The sequence below is a fragment of the Eubacterium oxidoreducens genome (genome assembly GCF_900104415.1).
Taxonomy (GTDB): Bacteria; Bacillota; Clostridia; order Lachnospirales; family Lachnospiraceae; genus Eubacterium_C; species Eubacterium_C oxidoreducens.
Genome location: NZ_FMXR01000005.1, coordinates 152,468 through 165,673, shown reverse-complemented (window position 1 = coordinate 165,673; position 13,206 = coordinate 152,468). Strand labels below are relative to the sequence as shown.

Annotated in this window: 11 protein-coding genes; 4 read left to right on the top strand and 7 right to left on the bottom strand. The window is 40.8% G+C overall.

From position 1 onward, the window contains the following. Positions 1–3 precede the first annotated feature (3 nt). A complete protein-coding gene (locus BLS20_RS02395; RefSeq protein WP_090171804.1) occupies positions 4–1,185 on the bottom strand; it encodes a glycosyltransferase in 1,182 nt (393 codons plus the stop codon). After that, positions 1,182–1,715 carry an acyltransferase gene (locus tag BLS20_RS02390; RefSeq protein ID WP_090171802.1) on the bottom strand — a complete coding sequence of 178 codons (534 nt, stop codon included), beginning with the start codon at positions 1,713–1,715 and terminating at the stop codon, positions 1,182–1,184. Before BLS20_RS02390 ends, BLS20_RS02395 begins: the two co-directional genes overlap by 4 nt. A 146-nt stretch (positions 1,716–1,861) precedes the next feature. Between BLS20_RS02390 and BLS20_RS02385 the strand changes: the two genes are divergently transcribed. Continuing rightward, the gene (locus BLS20_RS02385; RefSeq protein WP_090171800.1) at positions 1,862–2,185 is read left to right on the top strand and encodes a hypothetical protein; all 324 of its coding nucleotides are present in this window, start codon (positions 1,862–1,864) and stop codon (positions 2,183–2,185) included. Here BLS20_RS02385 and BLS20_RS02380 read toward each other — a convergent pair. Beyond that, entirely contained in the window at positions 2,182–2,748 is a 567-nt protein-coding gene (locus tag BLS20_RS02380) for a M48 family metallopeptidase (protein WP_176762255.1), read from the bottom strand. The genes BLS20_RS02385 and BLS20_RS02380 overlap by 4 nt on opposite strands. Further along, complete coding sequence (locus BLS20_RS02375; RefSeq protein WP_090171798.1) at positions 2,748–3,749, bottom strand: aldose epimerase family protein; 1,002 nt, start codon at positions 3,747–3,749, stop codon at positions 2,748–2,750. Before BLS20_RS02375 ends, BLS20_RS02380 begins: the two co-directional genes overlap by 1 nt. 55 nt (positions 3,750–3,804) lie before the next feature. Here BLS20_RS02375 and BLS20_RS02370 point away from each other — a divergent pair, with 55 nt between their 5' ends. Next, complete coding sequence (locus BLS20_RS02370; protein WP_242870514.1) at positions 3,805–4,428, top strand: histidine phosphatase family protein; 624 nt, start codon at positions 3,805–3,807, stop codon at positions 4,426–4,428. Between the two features lie 54 nt (positions 4,429–4,482). Here the strand turns inward: BLS20_RS02370 and BLS20_RS02365 are convergent, their stop codons facing one another. After that, positions 4,483–6,645, bottom strand: coding sequence for a transporter substrate-binding domain-containing diguanylate cyclase (locus BLS20_RS02365; protein ID WP_176762254.1), 2,163 nt, complete (start codon positions 6,643–6,645; stop codon positions 4,483–4,485). A gap of 263 nt (positions 6,646–6,908) precedes the next feature. Here BLS20_RS02365 and BLS20_RS02360 point away from each other — a divergent pair, with 263 nt between their 5' ends. Further along, complete coding sequence (locus tag BLS20_RS02360) at positions 6,909–8,501, top strand: helix-turn-helix domain-containing protein (protein ID WP_090171794.1); 1,593 nt, start codon at positions 6,909–6,911, stop codon at positions 8,499–8,501. On the opposite strand, the gene BLS20_RS02355 is transcribed toward BLS20_RS02360, so the two are convergent. Next, a complete protein-coding gene (locus tag BLS20_RS02355; RefSeq protein ID WP_090171792.1) occupies positions 8,498–10,384 on the bottom strand; it encodes a cache domain-containing sensor histidine kinase in 1,887 nt (628 codons plus the stop codon). The two genes, BLS20_RS02360 and BLS20_RS02355, sit on opposite strands and share 4 nt — an antisense overlap. Positions 10,385–10,469: 85 nt before the next feature. Here BLS20_RS02355 and BLS20_RS02350 point away from each other — a divergent pair, with 85 nt between their 5' ends. Then, complete coding sequence (locus BLS20_RS02350; protein ID WP_090171790.1) at positions 10,470–11,777, top strand: ABC transporter substrate-binding protein; 1,308 nt, start codon at positions 10,470–10,472, stop codon at positions 11,775–11,777. 132 nt (positions 11,778–11,909) lie between these two features. On the opposite strand, the gene BLS20_RS02345 is transcribed toward BLS20_RS02350, so the two are convergent. After that, positions 11,910–13,184: an ABC transporter substrate-binding protein gene (locus BLS20_RS02345; protein ID WP_090171789.1), complete on the bottom strand. Its 1,275-nt coding sequence runs from the start codon at positions 13,182–13,184 to the stop codon at positions 11,910–11,912. Positions 13,185–13,206 lie beyond the last annotated feature (22 nt).

Below are 13,206 nucleotides of genomic sequence, written 5' to 3'. Positions count from 1 at the left end.
TTTTCACTCCATCAATTTGTATATCTTTTCAAGCTGCTCTGCATTGGTATAATCATGCAGATAAGTATTTGCAACCAAATCCTCCATCAACTGCTTATTGTTTATCACATCCACAATTCCTTGTGCACAGCCTTCATTATCCATCGGCACCACAATTCCGTCTTCTCCATTGATAAGCTGTACAGATGAGGTCTCATACGCCGTAATTACAACCGGCTTATGAAGGAGCTGCGCTTCTATCACCGATACGCATTTTCCTTCCCATCTTGACGGCTGAACATATAAATCACATGCTTTGATATACGGATAAGGATTCGCTTTTTTCCCCAGCAAGATGACATATTCTTCTACATTTGCTTCACGAATCTTATCTTTAATCAGCTGCTCTTCTTTGCCGTATCCGATGATATACCAAGTGGCATCAACACCCTTTTTGCGAATTCGCTTTAGAATATCCGGCACATTATCAAAGTTTTTCGCCTCGCTATATCTGCCGATTGACAAAAGCTTCACGGCTCCTTTAAGCGGTTTTATTTCCTCTTTTTCCTGTAACTCAATCAGTGCCTTGGGAAGCACATTTTCAATGGTCAAAGACTTATCTTTTAGCTCCGGATAAAACTCCAAAAATGCTGCTTCACACTTTTTCGAAACATTCACGACATAATCCACTTTCGAGTACGCTTCCCGATCAAGCTCTCGATTCGGCTTTAACGAATGATAATCTGTATGAACCCATGCCATCTTAACCTTCGCATCTACTTTGTCCATATAAAACGGAACTCCCAAAAAAGAAATTGCCAGATCATAACTTCCCGGAATCGGTCCTAGAAGTTTACTTACATACTTTGAGGTATATTGCATGGATTTCCATACCTCTGCTTCTTCGCCGGTCTCCTTACAATATTTCGCTAATGCTTTTTTGGACTTAAGTCTTGCCAGCCCATACTTCATAAGCGAAGACTTAAGTAAGTCTTTGATTGGTCGATCAAATGTGGTATATTCCTGAATCTGTCCCAGAAGCGGTACATCCTTTGGAATATAGTCCATTAATTCCCCTTCATGGCGAAATAAAAACAACATAATCTCGAAACGCTCTTTATCAAATTTTTCCAATAATCCCAGTAAACTTTTTTCTGCGCCTCCGATAAACATCGACGGCATGATTACCAATACTCTTTTTCTCACTGTATTTCCTCAATTACAAGATTGTTTTTCTGTGTCACTTTAGAACCTGCCGGAATCTCACCATGCACAATACATCCGGCTCCGATTAAGCAATGATCTCCGATCCTGGTTCCTGCCAATATCACTACATTAGAAGCAATCCAGCATTTCTCACCGATTACAACCGGACGAGTTGTATGCTCAAACAAGACGCCTTCTTCTTTCGTAAACTTATGATTGTTATCATAAATCTTCACATCCGGTCCAAATAAGCAGCCACTTCCAATCTTCACCGACTCCTTGCAGCTTAATTTGAAGCCATCATTTAGATATACGCCGTCTCCGATCATAAGCGTTGCATTCTTATCCACATAAATTAACCCCCTGCCATCGGAAACGATATTTCGTCCAAATGTAACATTCGCTCCTTCTTGAAACTGAAATTCCATTTCTTCACTAAAAGACTGAATCTTATGTGCCTCTAGATTCGCTCCCTTTGCGGCTTTTTTCAATTTAAAATGATTTTTTGCTACCGTTGTATATGCCCCCATATGCTCTCCCTTTTTCTCCTATTAGTACTTCTTTCTCAATTATAAAACACCCCCAAACGATAGTAAAGAAAGAAAAGGCGGGAATTGCATACGAATTCCCGTCTTATTTTCTTGCTTTTTTCCTTATGCTTTGCTAATCTGAATCTATGAGATATAAAGTATTAGATACACATCCGGTTGGTTCGAATACCGCCGTCACCATTCGAGGAGACGGAGCCGATATCACCCCCGGATGTGAAATAACCGACGAAGATAATATTCATTTTAAAGTCTTAGAGATTGCCAAGGATCCACTGAACTTTATTGATCACGTGGAACCAACCAGGATTCTGACCATTCAGGGTGCTTTTTATTCCAGACGCGTTGTTACGGATGCCATCGAATCTCGCGGAAGCTTCTTTAGCGGCACCGGTGCATTTAGTGCCCTTATGAAGCACCTTAGCGAAACAGACTCTGACAAGGAAGACTAATAACCGGCGCGGCGCATCAATGCTGCGCCATGTTTTTTTAGATAGGCTCTATGCTCCCTATAATCCTTATTTACGCTTTCGACCAGTTTCCAAAACTTCCCGGAATGATTCATTTCGAGTCGATGACATAATTCATGTACCACTACGTAATCAATCACCTCCGGCGGTGTCAGCATCAAGAGATAATTAAAATTAAGATTTCCTTTCGATGAACAACTTCCCCATCTTGTCTTTTGACATCGAATCGTAATTCGGCCATAACTGACGCCGAGTTTTGTCGCATAATACGCTACCCGGACCGGCAGATAAGTTTTTGCTTTTTCCCGAAGTATGCGATGTTCTAAGTCGGTAAGTTTTGGTAGCATATCTAAGTTCTTTTTTTCACTTTTCATTCGATTTATATTACGCGCAATCCACTCACTTTGCTCTTCTACAAAGCGAAGCGCCCTTGCCTTAGACACATAACGCGGGATTCGCACGATAATACTAAAATCCGGTTTTATTTCTATCGCAATGCTTTTTCTTGCACTTTTTACTATATGAATCTTATCCTCAGTTCTCATTAATGTATCTTCCAATCCTCTTCCACTTCTTCTTGCATAACCTCAAAGCAATATGCCGTTCTTGCATGATATTCTTGATTGCTTCTTAAAATCACCTGCGATTCCTCCTCAATATGTATCGAATCCGGCAGATACTGTGTTTCTATTGCGATTCCTTTGGGATTTCCGGTGTAAATAACCGCACAAGGTAGATTCGTCATAATCTCTACCATACGTCCCGACAGACGATGGCGCAGTGCAATCTGTTCAAATCCGCTTCCAAGCATAAAGGCGTGATCGAAGCCTCCCGGCAAAGCAAGCTGAGGATGTGGTTTTGCCAGATTTTCTTTGATTTCATGATATTCATGAAAATCAAACGGTGTCCCCTCTACATTTATATATTCTCCTGTTGGAAGATGCTTAGAATCGATACATGCGATTTCATTTGCATCAATTTTCAATTCATGCGTATAGATTTCTTCTGTTCCACCGGACAGGTTAAAATAGGGATGTCCCGCAATATTAACAATGGTATCTTCATCCGTGGTTGCGACAAAATTGGTATAAAGGATATTATCCCGCAGGATATACTCCGCCTGCAATTTCAGCCTGCCCGGATATCCTTCTTCTCCATCCTCCGAAATATAAGAAAAGCGAATCCCATTCGGCAGGATTTCGGTCGAAAAAATCTTCTTATCAAATCCACTTGCACCCCCATGCAGATGATTCTCACCTTCATTTACCGAAAGCTGATAAGTTTTATCATTTAACCTAAAAGACGCTCCGGCAATCCGACCTGCCACTCGCCCGCACAAAGCTCCTAAATATTGTCCGTCATCCATTCCATGCGTAATCTCCTGATATCCCAAAAGTATATCCGCCATCTTTCCTTCACGATCCGGCGTAAAAATAGACAGCAAATGACAACCGACATTCGTCATTACCACACGAACCCGCTCACTCGTCATTTCATAAATCTGCATATCATAATCAATTGATTGAAGAACCTTTACCTTCGTCATTTTTCACCCTCATCGCTCTCTTTGTTGCTATTGTACCATAAAAAAGCTATAATGTATGACACCTGACGGAAAGGAATTGATCGATATGAAAATCTGGCTAACCAGACACGGACAAACAAATCTTAATAAAATGCGACTGATGCAAGGCTTAACGGATGAACCGCTTAACGAAACCGGAATTGCTCAGGCCAAGATGGCGCGAAACAATCTTGGCGATCTTGCCTTTGACGCTGTCTATTCCAGCCCTCTAAGTCGTGCAATCACAACTGCTTCCATCATTGGCAATATTCCAGGAGACGAAGTTATCATTGACGAGCGACTAATCGAAACCAACTTTGGACGCTATGAATGTGCCGACTACAACCATCTTGGTGTTGCGATGTCTTTATATTGGGCACTTCCAGAGATTTTCCCTGCACCGGATAGCGTAGAAACCATCGCTTCCATGACGGCAAGAAGCAGTTCTTTCCTAAAGGAATTAGAAACGAAAAACTATGAAAATGTCCTCATCTCCTGTCACGGCGGAATCCTCCGTGCACTTTGCGGTTATCTTTGCGATAAGCGCCTTGGTATTGTCTGGCGTCCCAAACCACACAATTGTGAAATTCGAGTATTTGAATCTATAGATGGAAGACATCGTTTTCTAAAGCAATATCCGTCGCCCGTATTAAAATCATAATTTCTAACAAATAAATGGCTGAGAAAATGAACGCTATCATTTTCTCAGCCATATTTATCCTCTTCTTCGGTCATATTTCACACTTGCATAATGCTTTGCTTTTTCTTCATACATGCGTTCATCGGCGATTCTTGCTGCTGAAATAATCGATTGTTCTTCCGTTTCCACTTGTTTTACATAACCGATTGCCAGTGATAACTCGCTGCAAAACTCGCCTTTCCACTCCGCAACTGCCTGTTGTAACGTTTCCACTGCTTTCGCCGTTGTCTTGTCATCGGCTTTATAAAGCACCACAAATTCATCTCCTCCGGTTCGATAGATATCTCCATATGTATCAAATGCCTTTTTCATACATTGTGCTGCTGCTTTAATCAATTCATCTCCCGCTTCATGACCAAGCGTATCATTCGCTTGCTTCAAACCATTCACATCAATAGAAAAATATCCTTGTTTATCCGATACCGGTTGTTTTTCCAAATCCTTGATTTTTTCTTCATAAGCGCGCCGATTCAACAATCCCGTCATGGCGTCTCGATGTGCAATGTAATCCAATTTCTTTTGACTTGCAGTCTTGTAGATAATGACCGCCATCAGCCAGACAAATATGCCCACAATCACAATCAATGTCACAATCGTTGCCACCATATGTTCTTGTAGAACATCCAGCAAAGTGGTTTTATAATAATCCCCTTCATATTTATAAGTCGCATTAACAACATAATCATCATCCAATGCATTAATGCCTCTGTCAAGCAAGGCTAATAGTGCTGAATTATCACTGCCGACGCCAAAACAGATTGCATTTTCTTCTGTCATTGGTGCTACCTGCAATTTATGATATCGCATTCTGTTAATATAACCATTTACCGAGTAATTGTTTAAATAAGTTGCATCAACCTTTTGATTCAATACCGCATCAAGGCACTCTTCTATGGATGCATAGTATTTTATTGTAGCATCCGGATATGCCATTTTCGTAATTTCTTCTTGTATCACATCATTTTTGTTTACTGCAAGGCTTTCCGGTGCTTCCACAGTATCCCTTTCTAGTTCTACCAGGTTCATGGAAGAAGAAATAATATCATCCGAATGAAATATATCATACTGTTCCAGATACCAGGTATGGTCACCGACCGGAAAGGCCACATCTATTTTCTGTTCCCCCAAGTCCTTCATAATATCATGACCATCATCATAGCCTTGATATGTTATCGTTACATCCTCTTCAATTCCCAGTTCTCTGACAATCCCTTCCATGAGATTCGATATCAAACCGGTAACATTGCCTTCCTCATCCGTGTCACTGAGCGGCAGAACATTATTGAGATATCCTATCACGATTTCATTGTCATGTTCTTCTAGCCACTGCGTCTCTCTATTCGAAAGCGCAAGACCAACGGCATTTTGTTTTAGATATTTTTGTGCCAATTCCTGCGTATAATACGGAGAGGAAATATTAATTTCAGCCAATGCTTTATTCAGTTGTTCTAACAAGTCCGTCCGTTCTTTTGTCACGCACAAATACATCTCATTTTCACCGATACTGATTACCGGTGACAACGTAGATGTAGTATCCGAGTAAAAAATCTCCGCAATCATTGCTGTGATGTTTCCTTGTTCCAAATCCTCATCACGTTCTGACACCTCATCATATACAACAACTTCTGCATCGATTTCATTTTTTTCCATCCAATCTTCAAGAACGCCCTTCATAAGACCGCTAAGCGTTCCGATCTTCTTCCCGTTTAACTTCGTTAAATCATTACTCAGTTCTTGTTCCTCATTATTGCAATACAGATAATAATCGTCGCTCCCCATTGAATAAGCCGGATAATTCATCACCTCCTCACGCTCTTTTGAATATCCGACTCCTGCAAGCACATCAACCTCGCCATTAATAAACATGGTATAAACTTCATTCCATGAACCATACACATATTCATATTCCCATCCTGCAATGGACGCCACCTTCTGCAGATACTCATAACCATATCCGCTTTTTTCCTCCTCATCGGAAGTTCCTACCTGAAAGACATCATTTTCATAATATCCTACCTTTACAGTCTCCTTCGATGGTGATTGTTCTTTCTCAGGATAATCTGTTGTCTCCTCTGTATCCGCATACATTACCATTGTTGGAACACAAAGAAACAACAGCAGTGCAACAACAACTCCTCTTTTCCATCTTTGTATGTTCTTTTTTCTTTCCATGCTCATTGCGCTCTCCCCCATCTCACGCTCTATATATCTAGTACATTAATACCATATTTCCCTTTATAATACAAGTATCTGTCCATAACTTAGCGGTTCCTTTTCCACATATTTAAGCTGGTTTCTCAGCTTTATAAACTAGTCATTTTCCTTTGAATCTGCTACAATAGCAAAAGAATTTATCTAGTTCCTGATTACAATTTTGGACCTGGATAAACGCTTCGTGCGAAGCGAGATTTGAATCACGGAAGGTAGGCTAGGTATCAGATATGTCTAATTTCAAACTGGTTCTCGTAGATGACGAGGAAATCGTATTGATGGGTATCACAAAAACATACAATATGGAGGATTTTGGATTCACTCTTGAAAAGTGTTTTTCCTCTCCTACAAAAGCGTTAGAAGAAATCGTTCAGATTCGTCCTGACCTCATTATTACGGACATTCGCATGCCTCGTATGACAGGACTCGAATTTGCCAAGAAAGCGAAGGAACTACTCCCGGATGTTGAGATTGTCATCATGTCCGGCTATGATGATTTTTCTTATGCACAGGCCGCCGTTAAAATCGGCGTACAAGACTACCTGTTAAAACCGGTCAAAAAAGATGAATATTCTTCTATGCTTCGCCGCGTACATGATCGTATCGAAGAGAAAAAGACGCAAAAAGAAGATTTTCATGATTTGCGAAAAGCCGTACAGGACAGCCAAAACGAGATCAAGAATTATTTCTTTTTGGATCTGGTTGATGATATCTATACCGGAAGTGCACGTATACAAAAGATTTACGACAACCTGGCATTCGACTTTAAGGATGCTCCCTTTGTCTTGATTAAATTTGACTATTCCAATGCGTCATTTGTCGACGATCCTATGTCTACTTTGGGACGCATCACGGATGAAGTCTATACCGAATTAGAATCCTTTGGAAATGTGGAGGATTTTTCTTCCGATGAGTACCTGTTCTTCTTTTTGTATCATGTTGAGGAAGCATTATCCGATGCCATACGAGAAACCGTTCTTGACTATGCCGAGCGTCATCGCACACATGGTCTTAATCTCTATGCCGGCATCAGCGACATACACACAGGGCTCGAAGAATTATTTGCTGCAAATGCGGAATGCAACCGTCAGATTTGGGCGAATCATATCCATCTAGACGATTCCCAGGATGCTTTTTTGGATCTTCGAAAAAATCATCTTAACATTCCATATGGTGACCTAGAAGAATTATTCCGCTCAATTGCTGCCGGTGACAAACAGGCCATCGATTCCACACTGCGCAATATCTATGCGATTCCTCGTAAGCTACAGTCACCTCTTGCAGAAAACTATAGTTATACACTGACCTATCTGATTTTACTTCGTATGTATCAGGTGCAGACAACCTTTACCAATGACACGATGTTCATCCCGATCGAACTGCAACAGATTAAGAATCTTCGTTCGCTCTATCCGACCATTGATGATCAAAACCAGCTGACCAAACAATTATCTTTATCTATTATTGACCATTTAAGCAATCAGACTTCGGAACATTCCTCTGCACCTTCTAAGAATGTTGCACGTGTGCTTGATTATGTCAGCGAACATTATAAGGAAAATATTTCTCTTGCGAAAACAGCACAGGCCGTTGCTCTTAGCAAGTCTTATTTAAGTGACATATTTAAAAAAGAGATTGGTATCACATTTTTAAATTATGTGACCAATCTCCGTATTGAAAAAGCAAAAGAACTGCTTTTGGATTCCACTATGAAAATGTATGAAATATCAGATGCCGTAGGCTTTCAAGATTATACTTATTTTTCTCAAATCTTCAAGAAAAAAACCGGTATGACGCTGTCTGAATATCGTAATCGTCACTAATTTGTATCATCATTTTCCCGTTTTGGAAGAATGATTTTACAGATTGTTTTTTCCTGTGTTTTTTCATAGGTCAGACCATATTGCAACCCGCACAAGATTTTGATACGCCGATTAATATTTTGTACGCCATATCCTTCCGGCTTAAAGGATAATAATTCCGTCTTATCCGGATGAAAGTCTAGTATGCGATTCATTTTATTTAAATCAATCTCATTTCCGTCATTTTCCACTACAAAGGTAACCTTCTCATCCACAATTAATGCAATTTTCAGCCGTCCACCTTCCTCTAGCAAATCAATCCCGTGCTTTAACGCATTTTCCACAACCGGCTGCAAAATAAATCGTGGAATATACAACTTGGGCAAAGGCTGTGGTGCCTCAATCTCATAAACCAAACGCTTACCATAACGAAACTGTTGCAATACCAGATAGCTCTTAATATATTGCAGTTCTTGCTCCACTGCGCAAAACTGACTATTATTTCGAATCAGACTTAAGCGAAACGTATCGGATAATGCGGTAATCATCTCACTGATCTCCGTCTGATCATTTGCCAGTGCCATCCAATTGACCATATCCAGCGTATTATACAAAAAATGCGGATTGATCTGACTTTGTAGCAAAGCCAGCTCTGCGTCCTTTTTTTCAAGGTCTTTGATATAATTATCCTGAATAAGCGTATGCATTCTTTCTAACAGTTGCTCATACGAACGATAGATACTTCCTACCTCATCTGCACGCGCCTGATAATTTTCCAGTTTTTCTCTGGATAAATCATTGGGCAATACGAGCGCCGTCTTTCTTGCTCCCTTATCCTTAACTTCTGTCTCCTGATAAGCATCCATCAAGGAAGATAAATCATGAATCGGCCTTGCCATATTCTTAGCATGAAATCTGGAAATCAAAAGAAGCATTACGATTGCAACTGCTGCCATAACCAGCACCTCCATCGCCAAGGTGCCCATATTACGGCTTACTTCACGAAGCGGTGTGATCATACATATGGTCCAATCATCATTTCCTAAAGTCTGTGAACTGACCACATATCGTTGACTTCCCAAATGCACAATGCTGCTTTCGTTATCAAGATTTACTTTCCCTAATGCCTGTGAGTAATCCGCTGTTTCATCATTCGAAGTAATCAGATTGTTGTTTTCATCGTAAATGAGTACATTCCCGCTCTTGCCCCATTCGATTTCGCTCCAGATTTCCTCTAAATAATCAGGACTGATATAAATAAACATATAGCCAAGTTGTTCACTTAAATCATCCATATTATAGATCGGTCTGGCAAAAACGATCTCATTGTCTTGTTGTGCAACATCCGTCGTATAGACACCTTGCTGCGTGTTATCCTCAAGTGCCATAGGAAACCAATAATAGGAAGCATCCGCCCCAGTTAGCTCCTCATACCACCATTTATGCGTAATGGAGGAAAAGGAAGAATAATTGCTAAATGCCCTCTCCGTTGAAAACACTGTACTATTCATTCCGGTCAGCACCACGCTATCTACAAAATCTCTATCCGCCACAAAATTATTAACAAAATACGCTGTCTCTGTATCGGAAGGATACTCTTCCCCATCCCGAACGGCCTTTAAGATTTCCTGTACTGCATCATTATAATAGATTTCCTGCGACATATTCTGCGTATCTGTCAAAACATAAGCAATCTTCTCATTAATCTCTTGAAGCTGTGCGTATTGACTCTCCTGTACAGTTGCAAATGTTCCTCTTTGAATAAAGAAAAAAGACAACACAAGAATAACTGCACATAATGGAACCGTAAACAAAATCGTCAGCAAAAATAATCCCGTCTGGTAATTACTTCTGTCATTTAAAAATTTCTTTATTTTGTAAAACGGTCCTCGTCTGATTCTCATAATTGCCCCTTTAATTTCTTTTATTTTATCTTACAGCAACTATGTTTTTTTGTAAATTATTGTATAATGTTCTAAGAGGTGAATTATGATTAATCCAAAGAAACGAATCGTCTCCGCTGTCATTATTGCAATCATTGCCATTGCCCTTGCAATCTTTGCCTATCTAATGCCTTACAATGACGATTCTATATCAAGTAAGCAAGATACGGAACAAAAAACCATAGAAATCTGGACATTCTTTGATATGAATACTCCGGATGATTATTATGTTGATTATTGGCAGGAACTTGCTCAAAAATATAATATCAACATTAACGTCAAGACGTATTCGACTCAACAGATTAAAGATAAACTTAAGATTGCAGCTGCCGGTCGTCAGCTTCCGGACATCTATCTTGTCTGGGGCGGTACTTATCCCGACTATCTATTCGATGCCTCCCTGGCTACTCCGATTCAGGGATATCTGTCCGATTGCGATGTGCATTTTCTGGATTCGTACACCAAACCTTATACGGATGGCAACAACTATATCATCCCTTGTCTTCCTGAAGCTTATGGTGTTACTTATGCCAATACGGCATTGCTGGACAAATTAGGTCTTAGTATGCCCACAACCTGGGAGGAACTACTTAAATTTGTCGACGATGTCAACACCTACAACCAGCAACATGGAACAGACTATGCAGCCATTGAACTGGGAAATAAAGATGCCTGGCTTGGGGAACTTCTCTATTACACAATTGCTAACAGCCTAAATCCCCAGGACTATACCGACCTACTGCAAGGTAATGCCTCCATTACGGACGAGACCTTTTCCAAAGCTGCTTCCTATATAAAGGAGCTTGAAAAGGCCGGTGCATTTGGCGATGATTTTATGGAAATCGGAGAGACGGAAGCGGTTGCCGATTTTATTGAAGGCAATGCTCTTCTCTTTCCTCACCAATCTACCATCGTCTATTATTTAATGAGTAATATGGGCGAGGATAACCTTAGCGTTTCGTCTTTTCCCGCCTGCTCTAGCGATGCTACCGGTCATATTCTTGATATCAACCATACATTGCGCCCCGGTCTTTGCATCAGTTCTACTTGTGACGATGCCGATCTTGCGGCGTCCTTATGCCTTGATTTTGCACTGCAGGTAAATGAATCCAATGTCACACAGTATGGCTATTTTAATATGACTTCCGAAGATTATCAGCTTCCTGACGCACTGCCGGAGCCTGTTGCTTCTATGCGCGAACTAGTATATGGTGCCGATCAGATTTCCGCTTATTTGTATGCGATTCTTCCTTCTGATAATGCTAATTCGCTTCGTTCTCTAACGCGAAATCTGTATGCCGGCTCTTATGACACAAATACCTTCTTGCAAAAGGCTTCTGCCTTCCTTGAATAATCGAATCATCGATAAAGGCCGGAACGCTTGTCCCGGCCTTTTCCTATATTTTGTCATAACCCTCACCTACGCTAACGCTTAGAGGTGGGAGATTTTCCCGACTGAGTTCAATCGTTCTCACCTGTGATGAACTTAGTCAAAACTCTCTAGCACGTCCAATCCGGCATCTGCCTCTAGTCCTTCCACAAAATCGGCAGAAATCACATTTAAATTCCAATCCTTGTTAATCGTATCATAAACCCATTGTCCATAAGCCAGGCCTTGTACGGAATAATGCTGCTCATTATAGTCCACCGTCCCGATTACCGTCTCAACATTCAGCTCACTTGCCGCCGCAATCAATTTATCTGTATTTAATGATTGCGCCTCCTTTAATACATTGTAAAGGATTTCAATATTGGCATAATCATATCCGGCTGTAGAAGGAACTTCTTCTTCTCCGGTCAGCCTTGTGAATTCTTCTGCAAGCGCACTACTTTTCATCCCATTGATCGAAGATTCGGTCGGAAAATCTCCATTCCACCAAATCTCTGTACAGATTCCATTTAGATTCAAATCTTCAATATCCTTCTTAAACAGTGCCGCCTTACCAATCGTAATCACCTTAATTGCACCAATATAACCATTGTTCTCAAGCTGCTGATAAAAAGTCTGAAAATCACTGTTAGACATAACCCCGGCAAGAATCGTAACCTGCTGATTCTTTAGATTTTCGATAATATTGGAAAAATCCTGCTGTCCTGCCTGATAACTTCCCGGATCATATGCCACATACCCATACTCCTCGGCGAAATCCGGAAGCGCCGTATCTATTGCAGCTCCTTCGGAATCATTTTGATGCATAATCCCAACTCGCATATTGGTATTATCTGTCTGCTCCCAGGCACTTAAAAAAGTCATAAGTTCGGTCTGCGTATCAAATCCTGCGTGAAAAGAATATTGATGCGAATCTACCGCCCATGCCTCATCCGGTGTATCCACCGACAAACATACAACATGATTTTTCTCACATACTTTTGACACCGGAACTGTCGTGTCGGCAGTCTTAGACGTAATCATGATATCAACGCCTTTTTCCTGAATCAGCTTTGTGGCAGCTTTCTTAGCCTGCTTTGGATCCGATGCAGAATCTGCCGTAACAAGAACTATTTCCGCATCTTTTCCGTCTATTTGAAACCCTTTTTCATTAACCTGATTAATCGCATACTGCGTTATTTCTTCTGTATATTCCCCATAGGAACTATATACTCCACTCTTTGGATATACAAATCCTACGCGAACAACCTGCGCACCGGAAGTTGTTTCCTCCGTGCTGACAGGCGATGCCGGCTGTGTACAACCTGCCATACTCCCCAGTAAAACAGTTGCTGCACAAAGCGCCAATACTTGTTTGTACTTTCTTTTCATTTTATCTTCTCCAACTCTTTTA

What these genes read in the sequence shown, in the direction of transcription:
- BLS20_RS02390 (WP_090171802.1), bottom strand. Translation starts at nt 1,715, where the DNA reads ATGGGGGCATATACAACGGTAGCAAAAAATCATTTTAAATTGAAAAAA.
- BLS20_RS02385 (WP_090171800.1), top strand. Translation starts at nt 1,862, where the DNA reads ATGAGATATAAAGTATTAGATACACATCCGGTTGGTTCGAATACCGCC.
- BLS20_RS02380 (WP_176762255.1), bottom strand. Translation starts at nt 2,748, where the DNA reads ATGAGAACTGAGGATAAGATTCATATAGTAAAAAGTGCAAGAAAAAGC.
- BLS20_RS02375 (WP_090171798.1), bottom strand. Translation starts at nt 3,749, where the DNA reads ATGACGAAGGTAAAGGTTCTTCAATCAATTGATTATGATATGCAGATT.
- BLS20_RS02370 (WP_242870514.1), top strand. Translation starts at nt 3,805, where the DNA reads ATGACACCTGACGGAAAGGAATTGATCGATATGAAAATCTGGCTAACC.
- BLS20_RS02365 (WP_176762254.1), bottom strand. Translation starts at nt 6,645, where the DNA reads ATGAGCATGGAAAGAAAAAAGAACATACAAAGATGGAAAAGAGGAGTT.
- BLS20_RS02360 (WP_090171794.1), top strand. Translation starts at nt 6,909, where the DNA reads ATGTCTAATTTCAAACTGGTTCTCGTAGATGACGAGGAAATCGTATTG.
- BLS20_RS02355 (WP_090171792.1), bottom strand. Translation starts at nt 10,384, where the DNA reads ATGAGAATCAGACGAGGACCGTTTTACAAAATAAAGAAATTTTTAAAT.
- BLS20_RS02350 (WP_090171790.1), top strand. Translation starts at nt 10,470, where the DNA reads ATGATTAATCCAAAGAAACGAATCGTCTCCGCTGTCATTATTGCAATC.
- BLS20_RS02345 (WP_090171789.1), bottom strand. Translation starts at nt 13,184, where the DNA reads ATGAAAAGAAAGTACAAACAAGTATTGGCGCTTTGTGCAGCAACTGTT.